At 46.2% G+C, this 25,672-nt stretch carries 24 protein-coding genes; 11 read left to right on the forward strand and 13 right to left on the reverse strand.

Annotated features, from left to right (window positions below; all coding sequences use genetic code 11):
- Nucleotides 1-347: 347 nt before the first annotated feature.
- Entirely contained in the window at nucleotides 348-3,449 is a 3,102-nt protein-coding gene (locus tag QUB08_RS15340) for an MFS transporter (RefSeq protein WP_333225533.1), read from the reverse strand.
- A 317-nt stretch (nucleotides 3,450-3,766) separates the two neighbouring features.
- On the opposite strand from QUB08_RS15340, the gene QUB08_RS15345 reads away from it, so the two are divergent.
- Complete coding sequence (locus QUB08_RS15345; protein ID WP_333225534.1) at nucleotides 3,767-5,152, forward strand: 2-polyprenyl-6-methoxyphenol hydroxylase-like oxidoreductase; 1,386 nt, start codon at nucleotides 3,767-3,769, stop codon at nucleotides 5,150-5,152.
- Between the two features lie 395 nt (nucleotides 5,153-5,547).
- Here the strand turns inward: QUB08_RS15345 and QUB08_RS15350 are convergent, their stop codons facing one another.
- A complete protein-coding gene (locus tag QUB08_RS15350) occupies nucleotides 5,548-6,429 on the reverse strand; it encodes a glycerol acyltransferase (protein WP_333225535.1) in 882 nt (293 codons plus the stop codon).
- A gap of 319 nt (nucleotides 6,430-6,748) precedes the next feature.
- On the opposite strand from QUB08_RS15350, the gene QUB08_RS15355 reads away from it, so the two are divergent.
- Both QUB08_RS15355 and QUB08_RS15360 read left to right on the forward strand, forming a co-directional pair.
- The gene (locus QUB08_RS15355) at nucleotides 6,749-6,934 is read left to right on the forward strand and encodes a hypothetical protein (RefSeq protein WP_333225536.1); all 186 of its coding nucleotides are present in this window, start codon (nucleotides 6,749-6,751) and stop codon (nucleotides 6,932-6,934) included.
- Between the two features lie 640 nt (nucleotides 6,935-7,574).
- Nucleotides 7,575-8,513 (forward strand): SH3 domain-containing protein, encoded by a 939-nt coding sequence (locus tag QUB08_RS15360; RefSeq protein WP_333225537.1) that lies wholly within the window; start codon nucleotides 7,575-7,577, stop codon nucleotides 8,511-8,513.
- A 255-nt stretch (nucleotides 8,514-8,768) separates the two neighbouring features.
- Here QUB08_RS15360 and QUB08_RS15365 read toward each other — a convergent pair whose 3' ends face one another.
- The 7 genes from QUB08_RS15365 to groES form a co-directional block, all read right to left on the reverse strand.
- The gene (locus QUB08_RS15365) at nucleotides 8,769-9,197 is read right to left on the reverse strand and encodes a hypothetical protein (protein ID WP_333225538.1); all 429 of its coding nucleotides are present in this window, start codon (nucleotides 9,195-9,197) and stop codon (nucleotides 8,769-8,771) included.
- Nucleotides 9,194-9,856, reverse strand: a complete 663-nt coding sequence (locus tag QUB08_RS15370; protein ID WP_333225539.1) for a glutathione S-transferase family protein — start codon at nucleotides 9,854-9,856, stop codon at nucleotides 9,194-9,196. Before QUB08_RS15370 ends, QUB08_RS15365 begins: the two co-directional genes overlap by 4 nt.
- 89 nt (nucleotides 9,857-9,945) lie before the next feature.
- Entirely contained in the window at nucleotides 9,946-10,272 is a 327-nt protein-coding gene (locus tag QUB08_RS15375; RefSeq protein ID WP_333225540.1) for a hypothetical protein, read from the reverse strand.
- 41 nt (nucleotides 10,273-10,313) lie between these two features.
- On the reverse strand, nucleotides 10,314-10,574 hold the full coding sequence (locus tag QUB08_RS15380) for a hypothetical protein (protein WP_333225541.1): 261 nt from the start codon (nucleotides 10,572-10,574) through the stop codon (nucleotides 10,314-10,316).
- A gap of 151 nt (nucleotides 10,575-10,725) precedes the next feature.
- The gene (locus QUB08_RS15385; protein WP_333225542.1) at nucleotides 10,726-11,064 is read right to left on the reverse strand and encodes a flavoredoxin; all 339 of its coding nucleotides are present in this window, start codon (nucleotides 11,062-11,064) and stop codon (nucleotides 10,726-10,728) included.
- 178 nt (nucleotides 11,065-11,242) lie between these two features.
- Nucleotides 11,243-12,883 (reverse strand): chaperonin GroEL, encoded by a 1,641-nt coding sequence (groL, locus tag QUB08_RS15390; protein WP_333130301.1) that lies wholly within the window; start codon nucleotides 12,881-12,883, stop codon nucleotides 11,243-11,245.
- A 138-nt stretch (nucleotides 12,884-13,021) separates the two neighbouring features.
- Nucleotides 13,022-13,333 (reverse strand): co-chaperone GroES, encoded by a 312-nt coding sequence (groES, locus tag QUB08_RS15395; protein WP_332945088.1) that lies wholly within the window; start codon nucleotides 13,331-13,333, stop codon nucleotides 13,022-13,024.
- Between the two features lie 257 nt (nucleotides 13,334-13,590).
- Here groES and QUB08_RS15400 point away from each other — a divergent pair, with 257 nt between their 5' ends.
- From QUB08_RS15400 to QUB08_RS15430, 7 genes are all read left to right on the forward strand, one after another.
- The gene (locus QUB08_RS15400; protein WP_333105464.1) at nucleotides 13,591-14,016 is read left to right on the forward strand and encodes a ferredoxin; all 426 of its coding nucleotides are present in this window, start codon (nucleotides 13,591-13,593) and stop codon (nucleotides 14,014-14,016) included.
- 651 nt (nucleotides 14,017-14,667) lie between these two features.
- Nucleotides 14,668-15,318, forward strand: a complete 651-nt coding sequence (locus QUB08_RS15405) for a response regulator transcription factor (protein WP_333105463.1) — start codon at nucleotides 14,668-14,670, stop codon at nucleotides 15,316-15,318.
- Between the two features lie 337 nt (nucleotides 15,319-15,655).
- On the forward strand, nucleotides 15,656-16,177 hold the full coding sequence (locus tag QUB08_RS15410) for a LabA-like NYN domain-containing protein (protein WP_006633075.1): 522 nt from the start codon (nucleotides 15,656-15,658) through the stop codon (nucleotides 16,175-16,177).
- A gap of 227 nt (nucleotides 16,178-16,404) precedes the next feature.
- A complete protein-coding gene (locus tag QUB08_RS15415; protein ID WP_333225543.1) occupies nucleotides 16,405-18,045 on the forward strand; it encodes a 2-isopropylmalate synthase in 1,641 nt (546 codons plus the stop codon).
- Nucleotides 18,046-18,188: 143 nt separating this feature from the next.
- Nucleotides 18,189-18,989, forward strand: a complete 801-nt coding sequence (locus QUB08_RS15420; RefSeq protein ID WP_333225544.1) for a class I SAM-dependent methyltransferase — start codon at nucleotides 18,189-18,191, stop codon at nucleotides 18,987-18,989.
- A gap of 46 nt (nucleotides 18,990-19,035) precedes the next feature.
- Nucleotides 19,036-19,341, forward strand: a complete 306-nt coding sequence (locus QUB08_RS15425) for an antitoxin family protein (protein WP_333225545.1) — start codon at nucleotides 19,036-19,038, stop codon at nucleotides 19,339-19,341.
- Complete coding sequence (locus QUB08_RS15430; RefSeq protein ID WP_333225546.1) at nucleotides 19,335-19,802, forward strand: type II toxin-antitoxin system VapC family toxin; 468 nt, start codon at nucleotides 19,335-19,337, stop codon at nucleotides 19,800-19,802. The genes QUB08_RS15425 and QUB08_RS15430 overlap by 7 nt, the downstream gene beginning before the upstream one ends.
- An 89-nt stretch (nucleotides 19,803-19,891) precedes the next feature.
- On the opposite strand, the gene hisC is transcribed toward QUB08_RS15430, so the two are convergent.
- From hisC to QUB08_RS15450, 4 genes are all read right to left on the reverse strand, one after another.
- A complete protein-coding gene (gene hisC / locus QUB08_RS15435) occupies nucleotides 19,892-20,938 on the reverse strand; it encodes a histidinol-phosphate transaminase (RefSeq protein ID WP_333225547.1) in 1,047 nt (348 codons plus the stop codon).
- 74 nt (nucleotides 20,939-21,012) lie between these two features.
- A complete protein-coding gene (locus tag QUB08_RS15440; RefSeq protein WP_333225548.1) occupies nucleotides 21,013-21,726 on the reverse strand; it encodes a glycerophosphodiester phosphodiesterase family protein in 714 nt (237 codons plus the stop codon).
- Nucleotides 21,723-22,577 carry an alpha/beta hydrolase gene (locus QUB08_RS15445; protein ID WP_333225549.1) on the reverse strand — a complete coding sequence of 285 codons (855 nt, stop codon included), beginning with the start codon at nucleotides 22,575-22,577 and terminating at the stop codon, nucleotides 21,723-21,725. Before QUB08_RS15445 ends, QUB08_RS15440 begins: the two co-directional genes overlap by 4 nt.
- A gap of 414 nt (nucleotides 22,578-22,991) precedes the next feature.
- Nucleotides 22,992-24,293 carry an esterase-like activity of phytase family protein gene (locus QUB08_RS15450; RefSeq protein WP_333225550.1) on the reverse strand — a complete coding sequence of 434 codons (1,302 nt, stop codon included), beginning with the start codon at nucleotides 24,291-24,293 and terminating at the stop codon, nucleotides 22,992-22,994.
- Nucleotides 24,294-24,326: 33 nt separating this feature from the next.
- On the opposite strand from QUB08_RS15450, the gene QUB08_RS15455 reads away from it, so the two are divergent.
- Nucleotides 24,327-25,649, forward strand: a complete 1,323-nt coding sequence (locus tag QUB08_RS15455) for a tetratricopeptide repeat protein (RefSeq protein ID WP_333225551.1) — start codon at nucleotides 24,327-24,329, stop codon at nucleotides 25,647-25,649.
- The last annotated feature ends 23 nt before the right edge of the window (nucleotides 25,650-25,672 follow it).

The raw sequence follows: 25,672 nt of genomic DNA on the forward strand, positions 1-25,672 counted from the left end.
AGAAGCTTGAACCGCGTTCAAAAATTGTCATAGCAGAGGCAATGAATATCCGGCGACTTTTTATTTATTACATCTGCCCATAAAATATACAACAATCAAAAAAATCGGCTTTTCACTTTTCTATTTTGAATGAATCCAAACTGCTAATTAAGATGTATAAATTCACAGTGTTTACCATCTTCAAAAAACCGATAGGAGCGGGCTTACCAATAACCTTAAACAGTACCAAAAAGTTAAATACACCCGTTCCCACTCCCCGATCAAATCCTTTACTAACATTAGTGCCTGATATCAGTATAAACTCATATCAGGCACTATCTGCAATCCGATCGCAACTAAAGTCTTTTTTATCGGATGACGGCTAAAGCACCGGCGCCTGCTGCTGCTGCCGCCGAGGAAAGAGCGGTGAAAAACAGCCACCAAGAGGCAACTTCTGCAGCTTTCCGAGTTTCTTCGGCTTGTTTTTCGGCTTGCAGTTTGATGCTTTCGAGGCGAAGCTGTGCCTCTTGCTGCAAGCGTTCTGCTCTTTGCAAGACGGTGTTGCGGCTTCTTTCAATTTGGTCGATCAAGCGGTTGGCATCTGCTTCGGAAATGTCCTCGCGAGAACTCATTAGTGCTACTAAAGTATCGCGGTTGAAATGACCCAGCCGATCGCGCAAAGCATCAAATCCGGCTTGCGGATCGTCAAATAACTTCCGCACGTCCCGCGTAATGCCTTCGTAGTTGAGTTCAGGGCGATCGAGCGAATTGAGGTAATCCCGAATTTTTCCGAGAATCCCGTCAATTACCGACTGAATACCCTCCTGTATTTTCTGAATTTGCAGTGCGAACTCATCGCGCACCGACAAAATTCCATCGACAATACGATTGGCTTCTGCTTCAGAAATATCCGGCCGCTGAGACAGCAGAGACACAACTGTAGCACGATCGATGTGCGACAAGCGCTCGCCCAAACTGTAAGCGCCGACTTTCGGGTCATGCAGCAGCAGTTGCAAGTCGCGCTTGATGGCTTCGGGATTTAACTCATCCTTGCCCGTATTACGCAAATAATCTTCTAAAACACTCTGAAAATCGTGCACTTGGCTTTGCACACGTTTTGCCAAACGGCGCGGCGCTTTCACAATCGAGCCGAGAGTTTCCTGCACTTGGTCGATAATTTGATTGACTTGTTCCTCGCTCAAATCTTGTCTTTGAGAAAGCAGTTTTACCAAAGTATCGCGATCGACTTGAGACAGACGGCCGCGCAGCGCTAAAGCTCCTTCTTTGGGATTTTCCAGAAGTTTTGTCAAATCCCGCTTAATCCCTTCAGGATTGAGTTCTGATTTGCCAGTATTGCGAAGGTAATCTGCAAGGGCGGTTGTGGTTTGGTCGTACTGATCCTTAGCTTTTTCGGCTAACTTTTGCGGCGCATGCAGCGCGCCGTGCCAAGTTTCTTCGGCACTGTCGAGAAGCTGATTTACTTGGTCTTCGCTGAGGTCTTTCCGCTGAGATAGCAATTTTACCAAAGTTTGGCGATCGAACCTAGAAGCTCTAGCTCTCAGGGCCCACATTCCCGCTTCTGGGTTATCCAGCAGCGTTTTCAAATCGCGCTTGATGCCTTCGGGATTGAGTTCTTCTTTGCCCGTAGACTTCAAGTATTCTTGTACTCTTTGCCACTGGTTGTCTAGTCGGGCTTGCGCTGCTTCTTGCAGACCTGTAGCATCTGCTAAAACTACATCTCGCGTCCTGTCTAACTCTTGAACAATCTGTTCTACTTCCTGGAATCCGAAGTTTTCGCGACCTCGGAGAATTTGCACAAAACTGTCGCGGTTGTAAGGAGAAAGCCTCGCGCGCAACTGTTCGTAACTAGCATCGGAATCCTCTAAGATTTTTTTGAAATCGCTCCCGATACCTGCTGCTGTCAATTCCTCTTTCGGCGTCAGCTTCAAATAAGTTTCTACCCGCCACTGCAAATCGCGAGATTTTTCTTGCTCCTCGGCAAAGATCACAGTTTGTAAAACGCGCTGTCTAATTGCTTCTAATTCCTGGGAAATTTCTTTAATTTTGTCTTGGGTAAAAACACCTCTACTAGCCAGGATTTCGGCAAAATTAGACTGTTTGAGTTTTTCTAATTCGCGGCGCACAGTTCCCGGATCGGCTGTCGGATCGTAGAGAACGTCGCGAAATTCGCGCTCGATGGCTTGGGGGTTCATCTGCCACGAATAAGTGTTGAGTAGATAGTTTTCTACGTCCGCACGAATTGGGCTGTATGTTACGGGTTCGCCTTTGACTTGAGCGGTAATTTTATCAGTTTGCTGGGTAACTTTGTCTTTAGCTTCTTTGAGCTGACCGACTACTTTTTCAAGATCTAAGTCAGAAATATCCGTGCGACCCAATACTATTCCCATTAAAGCATTGACTGCCATTGTCGTTGCTTGGGACATCATGGTCGGGCTTTGTCCAGAATTTTGACCGCCCAGATTGCTGAGGGCTTTTTCTACCCGGCTTGCCAATTTATCTGAGACCAGATCTCCAGATTTGGCAGATTTGAGATAGTCTACTAATTGGGCGATGCCGTCTGATGGCTGCCCTTGTTTTCCTACTTGTTTCCAAGCATCTTGAAGTTGGTCTACAATCCGGTTTACGTCGCGTTTTGATAAGTCCGATCGCGAACTTACTAAATCTACGAGAGTTTGCCGATCGAGATTCGGCAAATTTTCGGCTGCAATGGTTTTTAGTTGCGGATCATTAAGTAATTTTTCAAACTCGCTACGCATCCCTTTGATGTCTAATTCTGGCGGTTTGAGGCTTTGGATGTAGTCTTCGACGTTTTCGCGCAAGCTTGTGGGGTCGATCGCGCTACCGAGTTCGTGGCCCACTGCTGCTGCTGCTGCTTTGGCTGTGGCGACTACTTGGTTGCTAGCTGCTTTGGCACCGATAGCCGAGGCTGCGGTGCCGACAATGGCTTGAAAGCCTGCTGTGGCGCTGTTGACGACGGAACCGATCAAGGAACCGACGGTGGTGGAACTCACCCAAACAAGCATTGAGAAATAGGTTGCCCACACGACTAAACCGACGATCGCACCTAAACCGGGGCTGCTAATCAAGCTGAGCTTAACTGCTAGCAAGCAAGCAAAGAATAGGGCGATGGTGACGGTGATTAGCGTCCAAGTACCTACCTTTCGGCCGATGTGGCGGACTGGGGAACTGCCGCTATCCGAGTGGTGGTCGTCGTCGTGGGATTGTCCCATGTACGAAAGGCCGGCTGCTACTGATAAATTTGTTAGCAAAAGTTGGAAAGCGCAGGCGAGTACCACTCCAGCTATCAAGGCGATAAAAAATTGCGGCCCGGAATAGAGGAGTGCTGCGTCTTCTACTCTGTTTGTTGTTGTAGTCTGCTCCACTGGCACTTGGGCCAGCCAGAACCCGATGTTATACAGTTGTGGATTTATTGGCAAATTTTGATACATAGTATATTCCTCGTTAAGGAGTGGGTGCGCGCGCTCATTGGCGCAAGTTAACCAATGTATAGTTTTAGACTCATGCCCCCAATGGCAAGCATCGCCTTATTGTCGAGCTAAAGCATCCCCCTACAGTTGGAAGTGTAAAAATATGTCTGTGGCTGGCTGTCACTTGAGGGATATTTGTGGTATTTAAGTCTGATTAAAATAATCGCAGAGGAAAATCTTTGGTCGATCGATATTAAGAGTCGGCACAGAAGCCCATAAAAATTCTTCACAATTCATCAACGAATGGCATAGCAAATTAGCTTTGAAGGAATTCAATAGTGCAGCGAGAAAGTCATGCAATTATTATTGGCGGCAGTCTAGCAGGACTGTTGGCCTCTAGAGTATTAGCAAAACACTTCGACCGAGTAAGTATTGTTGAACGAGATTTTTTTCCAGAAAAACCCGCACCTCGCCCCGGTATTCCTCCATCCCGTCACCTTCACATCCTTTTAAATCGGGGAAGAATCATCCTAGAAGAGTTTTTTCCCGGCTTGGAAAACGAACTGGTAGCTGCTGGTGCTCCTAGTTTAGATCCGAGGTCGATCGGGTGGTTTAGTCCGGCAGGTTGGGCCCCGCAATTTAGCCCGGATCTAAATGATGTAATTATGTTCAGTCGGGATTTACTTGATTGGCAAATCCGCCGCCGCTTAGCTGAAAATACGAACGTGCATTTCCTCCAAGGAGGCACAGTAACGGGGTTGCTGGCGAATGCCTCGCGCGCGAAGATTGCTGGCGTATCGGTGCGTTTTCGCGATCGCCACAACCCAGCAAACATCCATGCAGAGAATTTGTATGCAGATTTAGTTGTCGATGCTGGTGGCAAAGTTTCCAAAACACCTAAATGGTTGAAAAGTTTAGGCTATGAACCTCCGCAAGAAACCGTTATCAATGCTTTTGTCGGCTATGCCACCCGCATCTATGAATGCAGTGGTAAATTGTCAGGCACAGCGCCAGTATTTGTATCACCAGGGCCGCCGTTCCGCACCCGTGGCGGTGCAATTTTCCCGATCGAAGGCAATCGCTGGCTGGTGGGTTTCGCCGGGGGCGATCGTGATTATCCCCCCACAGACGAAGCAGGTTTTGTAGAATTTGCCCGCACTCTCCCAACTCCGATAATTTATCATGCAATTAAAGATGCGAAACCGCTAACTCCTATTTATAGTTATCGAGGTACAGAAAACCTTTTGCGACACTACGATCGCCTCTCCCGCTACCCTGAAAACTTGGTAATTATCGGTCATGCAGTTTGCGCTTTCAACCCAGTTTATGGCCAAGGAATGACCGTTGCTGCACTGGATGCTCAGATGCTAGATGAATGTTTGCAAAAGCAAAGAGAGCGGTATCCAGAAGGCGATTTAACAGGCTTGGCGCGACAATTTCAACAAAAACTAGCAAAATTACACACTATTCCTTGGATGTTTGCCATCAGTCAGGATTCCCGCTATCCTCTAAGTGAAGGTGCAAAACTAAACCTCGCTACACGACTGACAATTGATTATATGGATCTGGTGTTAAAAGTCCTTGTCGAAGATGGTAAAGTTTGTCAAGCATTTTTGGAAGTTCTGCACATGATTGAGTCGCCGGCTATACTTTTTCATCCCAGTATTGCGGTTAAGGCGATCGGGCAATTAGTCACCGTTCGGCAGAAGGCAGAATTAATATAAATAGTTTATACAGAATCAGGTTATTTTTGCCTATTCTATATTCTATTTTTTTCCGCCGATGAAGGAAGATCAACGCAGATGAAATCCTATTCATATGCGTTGATTTAACCTGATATGATTTCCGCTAGAACCTGCATGATAAAAAGGATGACTTTTGCGACTGCGGTTTTCGGGTATTTCACGTAATTAAGATGGGTAAAATCCGATTTTGTACCCCAATTGTCGGTTTTTGAAATAAATCTAATGGATTAATTTCAAAAAATGTTTGCAGTCACGACTTACTCACAGGAGTCAAGAAACCAGTTTTTTTTACCCATATCCCTCGCGCTTCACGCTATATAGTCGTAAAAAAAATCGGTTGCTGCAGCCTAGAATAATGTAGACTTGTGCAATTCTCAATTGCCAGCCAAACAATCTAATTGTTGTTGCATTTGGGTGGTAACTCGCTCGAAACAAGCATCAACATAATCGCGATCGCGCGCAGCCTCCGAACCATACCTCTCAAATACAATCGGTTGGCAGACGCGAGTCCGAATTTGCACGGGTAAAGGCAGGTTCGGCAAAGGCCCAATACTCAATCCCCAAGGCAATCCCAAATACACCGGAAATACCACCGGATCGATGCCAAATAGCCACGGCATCCCCAATTCATGCAATTGCTTTGCTTGTTCGTACAAATCTGCCAAAACTATCAAAGTATCGTGGGCACCATGCGATATAATTGGTAAAATTGGCACTTCTTCTCGCAATGCTAATTTGATAAATCCCTTGCGTCCCGCAAAGTAGATTTGATCGCGCAAGTGGTGGGGGCGAAAAACATCTTGGGCGCCGCCCGGATAGACGAGAACTGGGGCATTTTTTCGCAAAGCTGCGATCGCCATTTTCGGATGCGCCTTGAGGGCTCCACACTGAACCGCCATGCTAGCAACATCAGGAGAAACTTGCCAAACCGTCGGGTGCATCAATCCGTAGGCCAAGCGTTCGGTGCCGTACCTGCGGAACCATTCGTATAGGAACATAAACATATCTGGAGCGGCGATTCCCCCGTTGTGAGAACCGACAACGAGCATTTTTCCGCTCGCGGGGACGTGGTGCCAGCCGTCGCTTTGTACGCGAAAATAGTAGCGGTACAGCCATTCCCAGACTGGCAACCAAAGCTCAATGAAGTCGGGATTGCGATCGTCTAAAGATAGACCGTCAAAGGGATATTTAGAGGATTTGCCGTCTTTTTTGTTAGTAGTTTTTGTCACTGCAAAAATATTTAACGCTTTGGTCATTATATAGCAGAAGGAAGAAAGCTTTAACTCTCGAATAGAGAAGGCTTTAGTTATTTGGGAAAGAAGGAAGAAGCGAGGAGATTAGTTGGGTTTTTCCTCTCCTTGTGCGTGCGCTAATCGCCATCGCCCTGCGAGAAAAAGATTTTTCCTATCATTAATATGATCCCATTCCGAAGGAACCTACCGCATTAGTTATAGCAAGTGAAAACCTCATAAACATCGAGTGCGGTTGCTATAGCAATATAATTAAATCAGAATTGGCGCAAATATTTGGTTTCTGATTTGAGCGGGCTGCTTTTGTTCGGAGGTTTTGTGCTGGTTGTCTCCACAGGAACAAAACCGTTTGCAAACAGCTACAGCAACTGTCGCTGATGGCGGGGCGACTTTAGCCACAAAAACACAACTGTGCCTCAAGCCGATAAGTTTCCGTTTTGGAAGATTTTATCAAATTGACGCCAGCCATCGGGTCAAGGCTAGCGATTTGCGCTGTTTGCCACAATTTTAATAGTCGTGGGCGCACGTACTAAGATTTTCTGTCCGAAGATAAAGTAGTGAAGCAATCTCAAACCCTTGATTTAACGCCCTTGAGTGCGTAAGTCCTGTTTAAGTAAGGTACGATCGACAGTGAAGTTATGTGAGCGCGATCGAAGAACTGTATCCGGCTTGTGCCAGCCCACTACGACGATGGGGTCGATCGCTCCAATCGCTTGTCACTCAGAATCTGGGAGCATCTCCAGCACAATCTCGCTCTCGAAGCTGCCAAGAATTCACATGAAATGTAGCCCCATATTACTCAACTGCAACAACTGACAGCTAAATGGTTTAACGAACACAACAAATGACTTGCAGTCCTAGTAAACTGTCCCGCATTTAAACACTTAACTGTTTACTTTCCCCCTCTGCCATTCCCCGACTCAGACACTCTCGCCTTCTCCCTCCCCCACTGTGGCATAATGAGTCATTTATCGGCGTAGCAGCTTTATTTGCCTTCGCTCAACTCACCAAACATTAAATAATATAAATAAAACTTGACTTGCGGTCATAAAAAAGTTATGTAAAGCTTTTTTGTGGAAGACAAATCGATTTTTTTGCTATATTGACCTGCAATTAAGATAATGATTGTGGTTAAGTGAGGAGTTGAACGGATGAAAAACTTGAATTGCTGGAATAAACCCGCTGCATTGCTGGGCGCGATCGCGATCGTAGTCGGAAGTTTGCAGGCGAATGCCATCGGTGTTGCCGCCCCATCAACATCCACTGTCAGTCAAAATGCGGAAAATATTTCGTTTGAAGATAGCGCGACGTTTCAAATAGCCCAGGCTGGCAACCTTTGCCGTAAAGTCACTCCCAAAGAAGGTTTGACCGTTCGCCAGAACCCAGACCCCAAATCCCCTAGAGTGGGCGGGGTAGGACTTAACACTCAGGTAACACTGTCCCAAGGCGCTACTTCTGTTAAAGCCTCCGACGGTCGCCTCTGGATTCAAATTACCGCTCCCGTCACAGGGTATGTAGCTAGCGGCTATCCCAACAACGAGGCTAATTTAGGTTCGTGCACAACAGCCAGCACCACAATTAGTCAAACTCCTTCCCCAAGGCCGGCAGCGACACCAGCACCAGCGCCCGCACCAGCGCCAGCGCCAGCGCCCGCACCAGCGCCCGCACCAGCGCCCGCACCAGCGCCCGCACCAGCGCCCGCACCAGCACCAGCACCAGCACCAGCACCAGCACCAGCACCGGCGCCCGCACCAGCACCCGCACCAGCACCCGCACCAGCACCAGCACCAGCACCTGCACCAGCACCAGCACCAGCACCAGCACCCGCACCAGCACCAGCACCTGCAACGGGCCCAGTAAGTCTGTGCCGCCAAGTAGAACCTCGCGTAGCGCCAAGGGGTCTAGCTATCCGCACCGAGCCTTCAAAGACTTCTGCTGTTAAAGGCGGTGTACCGGCTAACGGTCAAGTAACGCTTGTACCCAATTTCCAGTTAGTGAAAGATAAGAATGGAGAAAATCGCAATTGGGTTGAGATTTCAGCCCCTGTGGCCGGATTCATCTCGGCGGGAAATTTAATCATGTGCAAGTAAACTTCTGAGTTCGATCGCTCTTTTAGTCAAAAAGAGCGATCGACACCGAAAATAGTTTGAAGATTGTCGCGCAGCTAGGAACGCGGAGCCCAGACTGCTTCCTGGACTTACATACGAATAACTTATTTCTGTCGGAACCGACCGATAGCGAATCTTTCTGGGTTTGTGTTTTTCGTCGGTTGCGTCAAGCCCTAGCTTCCTTCCTCGCAACGAAGGCGGGGTGAAGAAATTTAAGCAAAAAGCCGATCGACCTTTCTAGTTACAGAGGCCGCTTGCCCAATTTTGGTGTCCGCGATTTGGTTGACACTTCGATTGTCTGCCAATCCAGACAATTTCCCACTTATTTTGCCTAAGTCTGAGTTCGATGCGGTGTCGCATTCCGGCAACAGAATCGTCAGCTAAACCGACGACGGTTTGGAGAATTACGGCTGTTTCTCGCGTGGGATATTCAACTGAAATTTGGTCGCTTTTTCGGCCTTCAGATTCTGTGTCGCTGCTAAAAAGTTTTGCTGCGATATCTTTGGGGTTGGAGAGGGTAATTTTGCGATCGGCAAGGAACTGTTTAGCGTTAATTGCTTGGTAGTTCGATCGGGCGGCGGGTTGCCCCATTGCTGCGATGGGAATTTGGATGCAGGTGAAAATAGCTAGGAAAAAGAGCGATCGCTTCACAATTGATTGGTTCATGAGGCTTCAGCTTGTGCGAGAAACTTTTGTCTCCGAGATACGAAAGTCGCCAAATCTGCCTCGGTGAATTGAGTTTGCTGCCATGAAGGACGCGACATTAGTCGATCGCACCAAGCTTGAATTTTAGGATAGCCGTCTAGGGAAACATCAACCCAAGATAGCAAGGGCACGACAGTGCCGGCAACGCACTCGGCAAACGTGACAGTGTTGCTAGCGAAAAAAGCGCGATCGTCCAACAAGCCTTCAAAGAATTTCAGCACAGTATCGACTTTTTCCTTAGCCTTTTCGATTTCCTGCGGTTGGGGAGTTCCCCATCCCATTTTTTCACTGCTTAGCGGGTAAAGTTGCGGTAGAAGTTCGTTAACCGTGACCAATTCTACCATTTTCACAACTGCCAAATCTTTCGGTTCTTTTGGCAGCATTGCCGGTTCGGGATACTTCGTTTCTAGATAGTCAAGAATTGCCAGAGACTCGACGACAGTGAAGTCATCATCCACCAAAACAGGGATGCGGTGAAAAGGATTCATTGCGATAAATTCTGGCTCTAAGTGATCGCCGTCCAAGTGGATTTCTACTAATTCAAAAGGCAGGTTTTTTTCTAAGAGGGCGATCCACACGCGGCGAGAGTTCGGGGAAATGGGAGTATGATAAAGTTTCATAAATGGTGGGGGTGGTTATTCAAACGTAATAGAAGCCACATTTTGATTATGCACTTAGGCTGCTCAGTTTTGGCTGCCTTCTCTCAAAGTTATTCGAGAGCTTGAGCTGAAATTACTCTGAGCCGTTTACAGGCCTCCTCCGCCGTCATCGCCTCGCTAGTTTCCCACTCTGCAAAAGTCTCTTCTAGGGCTTCAGATAGCGCTTGTTCATAAGCGATATTTTCCCGTCCAGTATTCTGCTCTAAACTTGTCGTCATGTCTGCGAGGAGAAGCTCTAAAAATTTAATATCATTCCCTAGCTCGGCAGCCTCATCCTCATCTACATCTTCAATTACTTGCAAACGTTCTTTATAGGCATTTATTTGATGTTCAATGGCTTTTATAATAAATCTTAAATCTTTAAATGATAGATTCATATTATTTCCATTCCCAAAGATGAATATTGAGCAATCCCTAACTAGACAGTTGCTTGAAGAAGCATATCCTCTACTTGTCTAATTTGCTCCCAATCAATTGCTGCCACCCAAAGACTTTCCTCTTCAGAATATTGCACTACGCCATCCACTTCTAATTCTTCGCTATAGAGGGTGAGCAATTGACCATTTTGCAATTTAATATTTTGGCGACTCAAATCTTCAATTGTACCAACACAATTCAGACGAAGGCGACTCTGTTTATCAGCATTATGAAAGTCTGCAAAGATTCTAGGAGAACTCATATTTATTACTACACTTAAGATGAATTTTTTGATGGGGAGATTTACGCAACTGACTCACTTAGATGAGCTTGTAGGGTGCGTCAGACGAAGTGATGGATTAATATAACCAGGGTTTGAGGGTCTGACGCACCCTAATCTATGTGCCAGTTGCCTAAGTCCTAGATGGGTTAGGAATCGTTGGTATCAGCAGAAGACTTGCTTTTTCTGGTGTTAAGCCAGTGAGAGTTGCATGATTTAAACTTCTGCCAGAAGTACGGATGACATCTCCACCTTCCGAGCGAACTTTAGCCACTGTGGTAACACCCACTTGTCTGTGAGGGATTGCTAATGCTAATTCTGCTACAGACAATTCTACTGCACATTCTACAGAAATTCCCGTGAGGCCGCTGGGGTGGGTTCCTATGGCACGTTGAATATCTTCTGGATGATTACGACCACCACGAACTACTAAGGCTTCGTTGGGAATTATCTCCACATTTGTTTTAGCCATTTTAAAATTCCTAGTTTTTATATAAACGCAGGGTTTGGCCATTAGGTTGTGACCTTGCGTTTTGAGTAAAAAAATAATTTAATTAATTTATCTTCAGAGTTAAAGTTATACCTAACACTAAAAACTGTTATCAATATAACAGGGCGGGCTTTTGGGCCCGCCCCATCAAAAGATCGACTTAGTAATCGAAGTCGCCGCCACCCATGCCGCCGCCAGCGCCAGCAGCAGCGCCATCCTTCGGTTCAGGCTTGTCAACGACGATGCACTCGGTTGTCAGCACCATACCAGCAATAGATGCGGCATTTTGCAGAGCAGAACGAGTCACCTTCGCAGGGTCAACGATACCAGCTTCAAACATATCGACAAACTCATTTGTCGCTGCATTGAAACCGACGTTGAACGGCTTTTCTTTGACGCGCTCAGCAATCACAGCGCCATTCAAACCAGCATTTTCAGCAATCCGCTTCAGAGGAGCAGCCAGAGCCCGTGCCACAATCAAAGCACCGGTCAATTCTTCGCCCTTCAAAGTGCTATTCGCCCACTCTTCCAATTGAGGAGTCAGGTGAGCCAAAGTTGTACCGCCGCCAGGAACAATTCCTTCTTCAACAGCAGCTTTGGTAGCGTTGATCGCATCTTCAAGACGCAGTTTGCGATCCTTCATTTCTGTTTCGGTAGCCGCGCCGACTTTGATCACTGCGACGCCGCCAGCCAATTTGGCCAAACGTTCTTGCAGCTTTTCTTTGTCGTAGGAAGACTCGGTTTCGTCCATTTGACGGCGAATTTGTTCGCAGCGGGACTTGACGGCGGCTTCGTTACCTTCGGCAACAATTGTGGTGCTGTCTTTGGTGATGGTGATGCGGCGGGCTTTGCCGATCATGTCGAGCTTGGTATTTTCCAGTTTCAAACCGGCGTCTTCGGTGATTAGTTGACCGCCGGTCAATACGGCGATATCTTCTAACATGGCTTTGCGTCGATCGCCAAAACCGGGTGCTTTAACAGCAGTCACGTTCAACACACCGCGCAGTTTGTTGACAACGAGGGTAGCTAAAGCTTCTTTCTCAATGTCTTCTGCAATGATCAACAGCGGGCGGCCGGAACGAGCTACTTGTTCGAGCACAGGTACTAAATCTTGTACCAGAGCGATTTTCTTGTCTGTCAGCAAGATGAAGGGTTCTTCTAGAATCGCTTCCATCCGCTCAGTGTCGGTGACGAAGTAGGGAGAAATGTAGCCTTTGTCGAAGCGCATCCCTTCGGTGATTTCCAATTCGGTGGTCATAGACTTCCCTTCTTCCAGGGAAATCACGCCTTCCTTGCCCACCTTGTCCATTGCGTTAGCAATCATTTGGCCGACTTCATCGTCGTTACCAGCAGAGATGGAGCCGACTTGAGCGATGGCTTTGGAATCTTCTACTTGTTTGGCGTGTTCGGCAATTTTTTCTACCAAAAACGTGGTTGCTTTGTCAACACCGCGCTTGAGGGCGATCGCATTTGCGCCGGCTGCTACGTTCCGCAGACCTTCTTTGACCATTGCGTGAGCCAAAACGGTAGCAGTTGTGGTACCGTCGCCTGCTGCGTCGTTGGTTTTGGAAGCAGCTTGACGAATTAGAGCAACGCCTGTATTTTCTACATGGTCTTCTAGTTCGATTTCTTTGGCGATGGTAACGCCGTCATTGACGATTTGAGGAGCTCCGAATTTCTTTTCGAGAACCACGTTACGGCCTTTGGGGCCGAGGGTTACGGCCACTGCTTCGGCCAAAATGTCCATACCGCGTTCGAGGGCGCGACGTGCATTTTCGTTGTAGATAATACGCTTAGCCATAGTTTTTGGGGATGAGAGGGTTTGAGATTTTGGATTGGGGATGATGGATTTTAGTCATTTGTCCCGTGTCATTAGTTGTTTGGCGGCGTTCGCTTTAAACTAATGACTGATGACTAAGGACTGAGGACTAATGATTAATTAGTTAACGATCGCCAGAATGTCTTTTTCTGCAAGCAAGACGTATTCGTCGGTGCCGAGTTTGATGTCGGTGCCGGCGTACTTCGAGTAGAGAACTTTGTCGCCGACTTTGACTTCCATTTCAATGCGAGTGCCGTCGTCGTTGCGCTTGCCGGGGCCAACGGCCGCGACTTCGCCTACTTGGGGCTTTTCCTTAGCTGTGTCGGGTAGAAGGATGCCGCCGGCGGTTTTTTCTTCGCTAGCGCTTACTTTCACGAACACGCGCTCGCCTAACGGTTTAACGGTAGAAACACTCAGTGATACTGCTGCCATAAATAAATCTCCAGATTACAGATTGTCGTCAGTCAGGGGTCAGGGTCGCTATGAAAGCAACAGCGGACTACTTACAACTGACATATTAGCACTCTCGACTCCTGAGTGCTAATTTAGCTTTAGTCAGGGGCGATCGCAACTTAGTTGTCAGTACGGGTTCCCGAACCGAGCATGAGTTGGAGGGAAGGAGAGGGGGGAGTGGGGGCTGTGGTGATGACTTTAGACCGCTAACCAATTACTTTTGATTGATGAAGACAATGACAGAAAATAACGAGGAATCTTGCAGCCAAGGCTTGAGTGCTTGCGTCCAAAGCCTGGGAATCGCTCAAATCGAGCGGCATATTTTTATCTGTGCCGACCAAACCGTGCCCAAGTGCTGCGATCGGCAAACCAGTCTGGAGGCGTGGAATTACTTAAAAAAACGCTTGCAAGAATTGGGGTTGGACAAGCCAAGTGCCACTCGACCAACCTGCGTCTTTCGCACGAAAGCCAATTGCCTGCGAGTGTGCGCGTCTGGCCCGATTATGGTAGTCTATCCAGACGGAGTGTGGTATCGCGACGTTACTCCCCCCGTCATTGAGAGAATTATTCAGGAACATCTCCTCAACTCAAAGGTCGTTCAAGAATACGCTTTCTTAACTCATCCTTTGCCTGTGCCTCCTGATGCACAGCAAAACATTTAAGTATAGCGCTGTTTAAAGTACAGGGTTATAGGTAAAGTGTTAAATTTAAGGTTAAGGGTGAGAATTTGAGACAGTTTGGCGTCCGGGCGATCGCACCTGCTACATTTCAATAAAACTGTAGTTAGGTTCTTGTCTTCCTTCTGCGGCTTCCCGTGTTCCTTGTGTTTCTCAAAAGGTACAGTAAAAAAAATAGATCGGAGGAACTGTGAAATTTTGTGCAAAAATTTCTCAGTGGCCGACACTAAGCAGGTTGCCAAACTACACTAGAAACAGTTAAATACGTAAGTAGGGAGTCTGCTTAAATTTCTCTATATCAGAAGTATCATTTAAAACCGGGGCATTAACCTGAAATTGAACCGATCGAGATTAAAGATATTTAACTTGGGCTCTGTTAGGGAATCTCCAATCAATCAAGGCTGATCTTGACAGGGCGATCGTCCATTACAGGTTTGGGCTGCATTCCAGGTCGTAAGACACTCACAAACAGCCGTCAATTATAGGTTGGAAAGCGGTAATACCCGCCCCGCTTTCCCTCACCGCCATCCCTTCAGTCGATCGTCGTCCTCCACCCCCAGCCGGGTGGCGGGGGACTGACGGAAAAAACAGAAGTGAAAACAAGGAAGCGTGCGGGATACTTTAGCGGGAATAAACATGACAAAGGACAATAATTCAGGAGAGCAAAAACGGCTGATGCTGGTTGACGACGACCCCAACTTGATCTTGCTGGTCAAGGACTACTTGGAGTTTCGGGGTTACAACGTCATTACAGCAGAAAACGGCAGAGACGCTCTGGAAAAACTAGAACAAGAAGTTCCCGACTTGATTATCTGCGATGTGATGATGCCGGAAATGGACGGCTACACTTTAGTCAAACACATCAGAGAAGACCCTCGCACGAGCTGGATTCCGGTTCTTTTCTTGTCCGCAAAAGGTCAAAGTTCAGACCGAGTAAAAGGCTTGAGCACTGGGGCGGACGTTTATATAGTCAAGCCTTTTGAACCAGAAGAACTGGTCGCCCAAGTGGAATCTTCTCTGAAAGCTGCCTCCCGCTTGATTCGCCACTCAAATCCCGGTATAGAGAGTGGCACAAAAATTAAGGCGCGCCGCAATGTCGAATTGACTCCCACTGAGTTAAAGGTGGTACAGTTGCTAGCGCAGGGTATGGCAAACCGCCAGATCGCAGACGTGATGAATGTCAGCCAGCGGACTATCGAAAGCCACGTCAGCAATATGCTGGGCAAAACAGGTCTGCACAACCGGACAGAGTTAGCTCGCTGGGCTCTTGAAAGCAAAAAGGCTTGAGCGGAGGTAGTCTGCGCTATGAAATCAGGGGAGCAAAATCTACTGCTATGCGCTTCGGTATGCCTGCTTGGCGGTAGGACGGTGGGCGCGGTAGTTTGAAGGCGCCATTAACCTTGACACGGCAGCCGGTATTGAGTTACTAGGCGTATAGTTTGTGAGGGCCCCTCGCTAAAATGCAAGCAGGTTTAAAAGAACCCTCTGGCGGTAGAGCCGAAAATATGAAATACTGGGGAGATGGAGTTTTCTGAAGTCTAATCTATTGCCTCAGTTAGCTCCATGTTGCTAAAATGTGATATTTAGATTAACTTCTTTCTACAATTATTAGGTCTAAGTTTCTATGACAAACTTAATGAACCGCCTTTCTATTTTTGTGGACGGGAACAATATGTTCTACGCTCAACAAAAGAACGGTTGGTTTTTTGATCCTCGCAGGGTGCTCGAATATTTCAAAACTTCGCAGCCGAATGTCATCTTGATCAATGCTTTCTGGTATACGGGTCTGAAAGACCCCCAAGATCAAAGGGGATTTCGAGATGCTTTGATAAGTCTAGGTTACACGGTTCGCACTAAAATTCTTAAGGAATATTACGACGATGCTTCGGGCAGATATTCTCAAAAGGCTAATTTAGACATTGAGATTGTGGTTGATATGTTTAATACGGTGGATCAGTACGACCAAGTTGTGCTGTTTAGCGGAGATGGGGATTTTGAGCGGGCTATAGAGCTACTGCGATCGAAAAATACTCATATTACTGTGGTATCCACCGAAGGAATGATTGCTAGAGAGTTACGAAATGCTACAGATAGGTATATAGACCTGAATGAAATTCGGGAACATATCGAAAAGATGGATTATTAGTCAGTTGACAGTTGACAGTTGAAAGTTGACAGTTGACAGGGAAGCAGTCCGATTTCATTAATCATTAGTTATTAGTCATTAGTTATTAGTCAGCAGTCAGCAGTCAGGCGTTATGGGTTGTTAATTATTAATTATTCGTTATGGGCGCGAAACACAAGACTGGTGACTGGTACTAATTGCCCAGAACAGCGGACAAGTAAAAATCAGGAGAACACTTTTTTAGAGCTATGAAAACTCAACCAAGTCAAGACCGGATTATTATTTTCGATACGACTTTGCGGGACGGAGAACAATCTCCGGGTGCATCTCTGAATGTGGATGAAAAGCTGACTATTGCTCGACAGTTAGCGAGATTGGGCGTGGATGTGATTGAAGCGGGTTTCCCTTTCACCAGCACGGGAGATTTTGAGGCAGTCCAAAAAATAGCCCGATCGGTTGGCACAGAAAATGGGCCGACAATTTGCGGTTTAGCGAGGGCGAGAAAGGAGGATATTAAAACAGCAGCAGAGGCTCTGAAACCAGCAGCAAATTCGCGAATTCATACGTTTCTGGCTACGTCCGATATTCACTTGGAATATAAGCTGAAAAAGACGCGGGCTGAGGTTCTGGAAATTGTGCCGGAAATGGTAGCTTACGCTAAATCTTTTGTGGATGATGTGGAGTTTTCGCCGGAAGATGCTTGTCGATCGGAACCGGAGTTTTTGTATCAGGTTCTAGAACGGGCGATCGCCGCCGGTGCGACTACTGTTAATATTCCCGATACTGTCGGCTATACGACTCCGAGCGAATTTGGGGCTTTGATTCGCGGAATTAAGGAAAATGTGCCGAATATCGATCGCGCGATTATTTCGGTTCACGGTCACAATGACTTAGGATTGGCTGTTGCTAACTTTTTGGAAGCTGTGAAAAATGGCGCCCGACAGTTAGAATGCACGATTAACGGGATTGGGGAACGGGCGGGAAATGCCGCTCTGGAAGAGTTAGTAATGGCGCTTTACGTGCGGCGCCAATATTATAATCCGTTCTTGGGCCGGGCTGCAGATTCGGAGGAACCGCTGACAAATATTGACTCGCGCCAAATTTACAAAACTTCCCGCTTGGTTTCCACTTTGACGGGGATGTTGGTGCAGCCAAATAAGGCGATTGTCGGGGCAAATGCTTTCGCTCACGAGTCGGGAATTCACCAAGACGGAGTACTCAAAAATAAGCGGACATACGAGATTATGGACGCTGAGTCGATCGGCTTAACAGAAAATCAAATCGTGCTTGGTAAATTGTCGGGTCGCCACGCTTTCCACACTCGCTTGAAAGAGTTGGGTTTTGAAATGGCAGACGATGAACTAAATAAGGCTTTTGTCAAGTTTAAGGATTTGGCAGACAAGAAAAAAGAGATTACTGATTGGGATTTAGAGGCGATCGCCAATAACGAAGTGCACCAAGCACCGGAACTTTTCCGGTTAGAATTGGTGCAAGTTTCCTGCGGCGACAAATCTCGCCCGACAGCAACTGTCACTGTGCGGAATCCGGCGGGCGAAGAATTGACCGATGCTGCGATCGGCACTGGGCCTGTGGATGCGATTTACAGGGCAATTAACCGGGTGGTAAACGTACCCAACGAGTTGATCGAGTTTTCTGTACAGTCGGTGACAGCGGGAATAGATGCGATCGGGGAAGTAACAATTCGCTTGCGCCACGAAGGCAAAGTATTTTCTGGTCACTCCGCAAATACCGACATTATCGTAGCGTCCGCAGAAGCATACATCAGTGCTTTAAATCGCCTGTATCAGGCATTGCAGCATAGTGCTGAAAAATCCTCCGAACAGCCAACTCCGATCGGAAATCAAGTTGTTGCAAAAGCACAGCGCTGATAAATTTCTTGTCAGCCCTTTTTGTTGAAATAAACCGCAGACGAACCCAGATCGAAGCAGATAAATCTCAATTAATCTGCCTTTATCAGGGTTTATCTGCGGTTTAAAATTACTTTTTTTTACTAATAACCAACTCTTGAAAAATGCAAGACGAAACCTTAAAAAAAGAGCGGCAATTCCACGATGCTTGGGCATCCACAATCGATATTGAAGGCATTCGAGTTAATGATTATTTTGAAGCTTGCACCGCCCCAGAAAACAGATTTATCGTCCAGCAAATGGGCGATATTACAGGCAAACGCCTCTTAGATTTAGGCTGCGGCGCGGGAGAAAATAGCGTTTATTTTGCTAAAAAAGGCGCAGATTGTGTGGCTGCCGACTATTCTCAGGGCATGGTAGAAGTTGCTCTGAAATTGGCTGAAAAAAACTGCGTCAAAATAGAGGGCTGTACGGTGAATGCAATGGCACTGGATTTCCCGGACAATAGTTTTGATATTGTTTACGCTTCTAATTTGTTGCACCATTTACCGGAACCTGAAAAGGCAATTCGCGAAATGCACCGCGTCCTGAAGCCTGGGGGTAAAGCTTGTTTTTGGGACCCGATGAAGCACAATCCGGTGATTAATGTTTACCGCAGGATGGCTACTGAGGTGCGGACGGAGGATGAAACTCCTTTGGATATTAATATTGTGAATTTGGTCAAGTCTTTGTTTTCGGAGACGGCTTATGATACGTTTTGGCTGACATCGCTGTGGATTTTTTTGCGCTTTTATTTAATCGAAAAAGTGCATCCGAATGAGGAGCGTTATTGGAAAAAGATTATCATTGAACAAGAGAGATTGAAACCGGAATATTCTCGGTTGGAAGGGTGGGATGGCTTTTTGAAAAAGTTGCCTTTGATGAAGCGCTTGGCTTGGAATTTGGCTGTGGTGGCAACGAAGTAATTAAAAGAAGTACAATAAGTCAAAGCATTTAATTAAGAGGCTAATTATGCCAGAAACTATTACTGCTATCTACGAAAATGGGATTTTTCGTCCTCTGAGTCCTTTGTCATTGAATGATGGGGATACTGTGCAAATCACAATTGTAGCGGAAGTGTCGCCGGAAGAACTCAAGGGCGATCGCGAAAAGGCGATTAAGTTGATGGATGTACGAAAATTGATGGGTTTGCCAACAAAACAGTTTAAGCTAGATGCAGCCGCAGAACAAAAGCGGCGCGAACTGTTTGAAAAACTCAAGGGAAGAGTGGGAAAACCTCTTTCTGAAATCGTTATTGAGGATCGTGGCCCGTGGTAAATGCCTATTTCTTAGACACCAGCGCTTTGGTTAAACGGTATGTGCCTGAATTGGGAAGTAATTGGATTCAATCAATTACTTTTCCTGCAGCAGGTAACTTTCTCGCGATTTCTCAGATTACTTGGGTGGAGGTATGCAGCGCTTTTTCACGCCGTCAACGAGAGGGTAGTCTATCTGTCGATGAGGTTGACCAACTTATGGAAGATTTTCGCACGGATTTTGACAACCAGTATGAAGTTCTTGAAGTCGATCGCACTTTGATAGAAACAGCGGGCGCACTGGTGATGCAAAACCCGCTGCGGGCTTATGATTCTGTGCAATTAGCGTCAGCTTTGCGCGTTCAATCTGTTTTAACATCAATGCCAGAAACTCAACTAATTTTTGTTTCTGCGGACAGCCGATTGCTGAATATTGCTCATTCCGAAGGGTTAGCGATTGACAATCCTAATAATTATCCGTAATGAAGCTGTGTGTAGTCAGGAATGAAAGTCCTCATAAAAATCATAGGACTAAAGTCATCACTAGAAACTAATTTTAGTGCGATCGTTATTTAGAGGATTTCTTTCAAAGTTTTAACTAAGATTTGATTCTGTTCCTCCGTACCTACACTAATCCGCAATTTGTCTTCTAATCGCGGCTGATTGAAGTATCGAATTAATATTCCCCGTACTTTCAGTGTTTGATAAATTCTTTCTGCATCGCCTTTTGGTGGCCTAACTAACAAAAAGTTGGTTTGCGAGGGCCAAACGTCAAAGCCTAATTCCTTGAAGCTAACGGCTAGTTTGGCTCGCGAAGCCTTAATTTTTTCGGCGTTGGCTGTTTTGTGGTCTTGATCGGCGATCGCAGCCGCCCCCACTGCATAGGCTAAAGCATCCACATTATAGCTATCTTTGATTTTATTTAATTCTGCCAGCAGCGCCGGATTTGCTATGCCAAAACCCAGCCTCAATCCTGCCAGGGAATAACCTTTTGAAAGCGTTCTCAAAACTATAACATTACTGTATTTTTTTGTCAAGTTCAAAGCATTTTCCTCGGCGAAATCTACATAAGCTTCGTCGATCGCAAGAATACCCGATAACTCTTTAGCCAGTTTCTCCAAATCGGCAACAGATATGGCTGTTCCCGATGGACTGTTTGGCGAAGCTATAAATGTCACTGCACCCTGGGCTGCTATTAGCAAATCGACTGGTAACTTGTAGTCGTCGGGATAAGGAACTTCAACAAATTCTGCATCTTGAATTGCTGCCAAAGTGCGGTACAATACATAGGTTGGCGCGGGACAAACAATCTGTTTCCCAGATTCGCCCACAGCGCGAACTATCAAATTTAATAAATCGTCGCTGCCGTTACCTACAATAATCCAATCGTCAGCAACTCCAAAAATTTTACTAGCAGCAATGCGGAAAACTTTGCCAGTTGGATCGGGATAGCGCCGCAGCATTTCTCCGTCTATTTCCTGAAGCACTTTTAAGGCTGTGGGAGAAGGTGGATAGGGATTTTCATTAGAATTTAGTTTAATAATTTTTGTGCCTAGCGGTGGCTGTTCCCCCGGCACATAGCCAGACATTTCGTGGATGCTTTTGCGAAAGTAATTCATCTATTAATTGAGTTTTGTGGAACGGGCCGAAGAGCCCGTTCTTGATAATGGTGCAAGATATCAAGTTAAACAAATTATATCAAACAATTAGTGACTATCCGCGTTATACCCAAATCAATTAACTTTTGCATATCCGCTCGATCGTCCACCGTCCAGGCCACAATGTCAACTCCCTGACTCCGGCTTTCTTGAATTAGCGCGGGGTTTTCCAGCAACACGCGATACTGACTGCTAATCAAATTATCCTGATGGGCCACAGCTTGAGCTAATTGAGTTTTGTATGCTTCTAGATTAGCAACAATGTGTCCGATCGCCAAATTGCCAGATAGCCGCCGCACTTGTTCGAGAAATTTATCATTAAAAGAGGTAATAACGCATTTGTGTTGGATGTTTTCGCCCTTCAGAGTATTGACAAAATCAGCGACATCTGAATCCGACCACTCGCAGTGAGGTTTGACATCAAAGTAAAGAAATTTGTCAACATTTTTGAGTATGGTTAATGCGGCTTTTAAGGTAGGAATTTTTTGTTGTGAAAATTCATCGCTAAACCATTTTCCCGCATTAAGTGTCTGCAATTGAGACAGGGTTGTTTCCCTAACTTTGCCAGAAACTCCAGTGATTCTATCCAGTGTTGCGTCGTGAAAAATCACTGGTACGTTGTCGGCGGATAGCTGGATGTCAAATTCGATCGAATGAGCTCCACGGGCGATCGCCAATTCAAAAGCTGCTAAAGTATTTTCGGGGGCGATCGCCGAAAATCCCCGATGTGCGATAATTTCTAAATTCACTGTCTTGTGCCCTCTAAAAAATCTGCCACAGTTTGATTAAAAGTTTCAGGTTGAGTCAAAAAAGACCAGTGATTCCCCGGTACTTTTGCAACGGTAAGATTTTTCAAGTATGTCTGATACGGCTGCATTTGCCAAGCCATGCGATTTACGCCTTTTTCCGGCTGTACAAACAAAGTCTGGATATCAATATTTTCAGTTAAACCGGCAACTTTCATCACTTCTGCAAATATCTGATTTCTGGCTGCAATCGCAAATTTACTGCCCCAACTTCCGTCCGATTTTTGTTCGATTTGCTGTTGGAATACCATTTGCTGCACGTCACTCCAATCTGCGTATTCTCCTGATTGTTTTGCTGCTGCTTCTGCTTGGGCTAAAGTCGCAAACGGGCCCACACATTTGAGACAGTCTAATTTTCGGTAAACAATTGGCAGGGTGAGTTTCATCGCCGCGGGCATTTTGGTGATGAAAATGGGGTCTACTAAAATCATACTGCAAAAGCGATCGGCATTTTGCCTCGCCCAAATCGGTGCTAGTTTGCCCGTCCAAGAATGTCCTAAAATGTGGGCGTCGGGCCAGTTGAGATGTGCCATCAAAGCTTCTAAATCTGCGATCGCACTTTCAAAAGTATAGCCTGTTTTCGGTTTGCTACTTTCTCCGTGACCGCGCATATCTGGCGCTACAATATGATAGCGGTTGGACAAGTAATTGCCCAAGTTAGTCCAGACACACGCACTATCTGCTAAACCATGCAGCAGCAGCAAACGGGCAGATTTTTTTTTTCCTGTGTCTGGCTGCCATTCTAGATAGGAAAGTTCGATTTCTGGTAATGGTAAAGTCTTACGATTTGGCATAATTAGGGGGTTTTATATTTGGATAAATTTGATTTAACTTTTTTATGAACAGGCAAGATGCCTGTTCCACAAAGAGTGAATTTTATTGTACGGTTTTCCTCAACAGGCTTGCGGGCCTTTTTCACAAACAATAAATCTTTTTGTGGGGTGGGGTGGGCTTCTAGCCCGCAAGATGCCTGTTCCACAAAGAGTGAATTTTATTGTACTGTTTTGATAAACAGGCAAGATGCCTGTTTCACAAAGAATCTTCTTGTGGGGTGGGGTGGGCTTCTAGCCTGTTTATGAACAGGCAAGATGCCTGTTCCACAAAGAGTGAATTTTCTTCTACAGTTTTCATAAACAGGCAATATTGTTTCTTCACAAACAATAAATTTTCTTGTGGGGTGGGGTGGGCTTCTAGCCCGCCCTTATGACTTAACCTTTGCCCTTCAAACTCAACAAGATAAACTGAGTTTTCTGCGCTTCATCAAAATTGTCATCGCTGACCAAAACTATACTCTGGCTGCCATCTGGCAAGCGCGGGCCGAGGGTCATTCCCTCTAAATTGTACAGCGGAATTCCGAGTTCGCTTAAGTCTAGCAGCAACTTTTTCTTAACAGGTTCGACTGCCACTCGCCCTTTAAAACTCTGGATTCTCGAAGTATCTGTAGCCGCCCCAACTGCTATTTGATAAATCCTAGCGCTGTATCCCGACAGCCCAAAAGAACGTTCTAAACTCAGAATCTGACCGCCACCGACAGTTACTAATTCTGTTAAACCGTTCAAAATAGTCATGGGAACTTGGTCGAGATTGTAAAGATTTTCTGAGACTAATTGCGGCGTTTTATCGACGATGATATAATGTAAAATACGCAGTTTGCTTGCCTGTTCGGGGTCTAAATCTTGCATTAACGGCGCTTCCGTAGCTGCGAACAAACGAAACGGATCTAGACCGCCTGGACTAAAGGTTTCTGGGTCGATGGTTAAAGATTCAAAACCTAAATTGTCCACCACTCCTTGCTGCTGTTTTTCATCGCTGGCATCGGGAATATAGCGCTTTGGTATCGGCAAATTTCCCCGCATTTGCCCTGTTTTGAGGTCAAATTCACCGAGAAAAGGAGGGATGCCCACATGAGTAACGCCTTCGCTGGCGACAAATACTGAATTGCGGGGAGAAAGGGCGATGCCTTCGGGATTTATGGAACCCCAAGAGAAGGTTTCACCGTCTGTTTTTTTGAGGGAGGTAACGCCTTCAACGGTAACTTTTTTTAGGCGAATATTTGCTGGATCGCTTGATGTGAGGTCTAGTCGGAGACTGTAAAATCTCGCTTCTCCGTTTTCGCTGGGGTCGTCGGAGAGAGCGTAAAAGCGATAAGCTTTGGAAGTGACTGCACTAATACCTTTGGGGTCGTAGGTAATTCCTGACAAACCGCCGACGGGTACTCCTTCAAAATTCATTTTTGGCAATTGGTACTCGCCCAAAAATTCTAGGGACAATTCTGGAAAAGAGCGGTCTCTAGCAACTGCGGGAGGGGGGGCGCAAGCTGTGCAAACAGTTAAGAGAATTAGGGCTAGACTGAATAAGCGTAAAATACGTTGGCGAAGCCCGCCCCTACGGGGGCTACGCCAACGAAGAGGATCGCCCAGCGTCTTTAAATCCCAATAATTGCTCAGTGCGGTGACATTTATTTTGTTGCTCTTGTTGAACAGTTTGCTTTTGTGCCATCTTTGTGACATAATTTATACCGTTTTGTAGATATGCAAAACTTGATGTTTCCAGAAAAGATGCCGAATCGCGGCAACCAAATTTTGAGAATCAGAAGTTCTGTACCAATTGGGTGCTTGCTTTTCTTGTGGCTGTGTGCTGGTTCTATTGCTAGCGCCCAAACTAATCCACCAGCCCTCGATCAATTTTCTCCTAATCCTCTAGAACTTACCACACCCGATCCCCTAGCTCCTGCCAGTGAATCTTTGAGCAGCACTCAGCGGGACGAACTGACAGCGGCTTTGGAAGAGTTAAACTTAGAAGCAGCGGCTAAACTGCAAGCGGGAGACGGCGCGGGTGCTTTTGAAATTTGGTTCCGAGAATTGCGGCTGCGGAGGTATCTGGGCCCGGCGGCGGAAATTGCTGCTTTGAGTCGGGTGGGAAGTGTTGCTTGGAGTAACGGTAAAAACCTCGAACTACAGCTTATTACCAAACGGTTACAAGCAATTCAAAAAGAAGTCAAATCCCAAGTACCACTTAATACTGAGTTGCTCCCCGTCTTCGCAGCGGCTTTTCAGCAGGTGCGCGCTAAAGGCCCGACTGTAGAAGTTTACCAAGAAATTCTCGAAAAGGCGCGCCAAAACCAAGATATATTGGCTGAAGGTCAGATTTTGAAGGCGATCGGGCTTATTCACATCAATTGGTTGAGTTACGATAAAGCTGCTCCGGTGTATGAGGAATTGGCTACTTTAATTCAGGAAAACCGCGCTTTATTTGCTGCTAATTCTGCTGTGCAAAATGCTGCTGTAGTTGCGGGAAACGGCGCGCCGCCGCAGCCTGTAACTCCTCCAACAGAGGTAGATACTCTGAGACAGTTGGCCTATGTTTACCAACAGTCGAAACAACCCCTAAAGGCGATCGCAGCTAGGGAAAAACTAGCCTCAGTGTATCTTAACTTACAAAATCCCAGCGCCATACCACCGCTCAAAATTGCGATCGCCAGCGATTACCAAACCATAGGTCAAATCAATTTAGCCGCTCAATACTATCAGGAAGCCTACAATTTAGCCGTCCCTATTCAACAGTATGCCCAAGCTAGCGAAGCTTTAGATAAATTAGCATTACTTTATCGATCGCAAAAGCAGTGGGAGCCGACTTTGCGGATTTATCAAATGCAGTTGCTGTTAGAAGAGCGGGCTTACAATTTCTACGGATTGATGAACACTTATGACAATATCGGTCAAGTTTATCAAGAGATGAAGGCTTACGATAAAGCTTTGGAATCCTATCAAAAAGGGTGGGACGTGGCTAAAAGATTGGGACACAGACAAGAGTATTTTGCTAAGAAAATTGAAAAAGTTAACAAGCAATTGCAAAGAACTTCGTAGTTTTCAGCCGACAATAATGCCAA

This window comes from Microcoleus sp. BR0-C5, assembly GCF_036705045.1.
Taxonomy (GTDB): Bacteria; Cyanobacteriota; Cyanobacteriia; order Cyanobacteriales; family Microcoleaceae; genus Microcoleus.

Coding starts and splice junctions, on each gene's coding strand:
- QUB08_RS15445 (WP_333225549.1), bottom strand. CDS start 22,577: ATGCCAAATCGTAAGACTTTACCATTACCAGAAATCGAACTTTCCTAT.
- hisC (WP_333225547.1), bottom strand. CDS start 20,938: ATGAATTACTTTCGCAAAAGCATCCACGAAATGTCTGGCTATGTGCCG.
- QUB08_RS15360 (WP_333225537.1), top strand. CDS start 7,575: ATGAAAAACTTGAATTGCTGGAATAAACCCGCTGCATTGCTGGGCGCG.
- QUB08_RS15410 (WP_006633075.1), top strand. CDS start 15,656: ATGACAAACTTAATGAACCGCCTTTCTATTTTTGTGGACGGGAACAAT.
- QUB08_RS15340 (WP_333225533.1), bottom strand. CDS start 3,449: ATGTATCAAAATTTGCCAATAAATCCACAACTGTATAACATCGGGTTC.
- groL (WP_333130301.1), bottom strand. CDS start 12,883: ATGGCTAAGCGTATTATCTACAACGAAAATGCACGTCGCGCCCTCGAA.
- groES (WP_332945088.1), bottom strand. CDS start 13,333: ATGGCAGCAGTATCACTGAGTGTTTCTACCGTTAAACCGTTAGGCGAG.
- QUB08_RS15450 (WP_333225550.1), bottom strand. CDS start 24,293: ATGTCACAAAGATGGCACAAAAGCAAACTGTTCAACAAGAGCAACAAA.
- QUB08_RS15455 (WP_333225551.1), top strand. CDS start 24,327: ATGTTTCCAGAAAAGATGCCGAATCGCGGCAACCAAATTTTGAGAATC.
- QUB08_RS15405 (WP_333105463.1), top strand. CDS start 14,668: ATGACAAAGGACAATAATTCAGGAGAGCAAAAACGGCTGATGCTGGTT.
- QUB08_RS15385 (WP_333225542.1), bottom strand. CDS start 11,064: ATGGCTAAAACAAATGTGGAGATAATTCCCAACGAAGCCTTAGTAGTT.
- QUB08_RS15375 (WP_333225540.1), bottom strand. CDS start 10,272: ATGAATCTATCATTTAAAGATTTAAGATTTATTATAAAAGCCATTGAA.
- QUB08_RS15370 (WP_333225539.1), bottom strand. CDS start 9,856: ATGAAACTTTATCATACTCCCATTTCCCCGAACTCTCGCCGCGTGTGG.
- QUB08_RS15380 (WP_333225541.1), bottom strand. CDS start 10,574: ATGAGTTCTCCTAGAATCTTTGCAGACTTTCATAATGCTGATAAACAG.
- QUB08_RS15425 (WP_333225545.1), top strand. CDS start 19,036: ATGCCAGAAACTATTACTGCTATCTACGAAAATGGGATTTTTCGTCCT.
- QUB08_RS15400 (WP_333105464.1), top strand. CDS start 13,591: ATGACAGAAAATAACGAGGAATCTTGCAGCCAAGGCTTGAGTGCTTGC.
- QUB08_RS15365 (WP_333225538.1), bottom strand. CDS start 9,197: ATGAACCAATCAATTGTGAAGCGATCGCTCTTTTTCCTAGCTATTTTC.
- QUB08_RS15420 (WP_333225544.1), top strand. CDS start 18,189: ATGCAAGACGAAACCTTAAAAAAAGAGCGGCAATTCCACGATGCTTGG.
- QUB08_RS15415 (WP_333225543.1), top strand. CDS start 16,405: ATGAAAACTCAACCAAGTCAAGACCGGATTATTATTTTCGATACGACT.
- QUB08_RS15350 (WP_333225535.1), bottom strand. CDS start 6,429: ATGACCAAAGCGTTAAATATTTTTGCAGTGACAAAAACTACTAACAAA.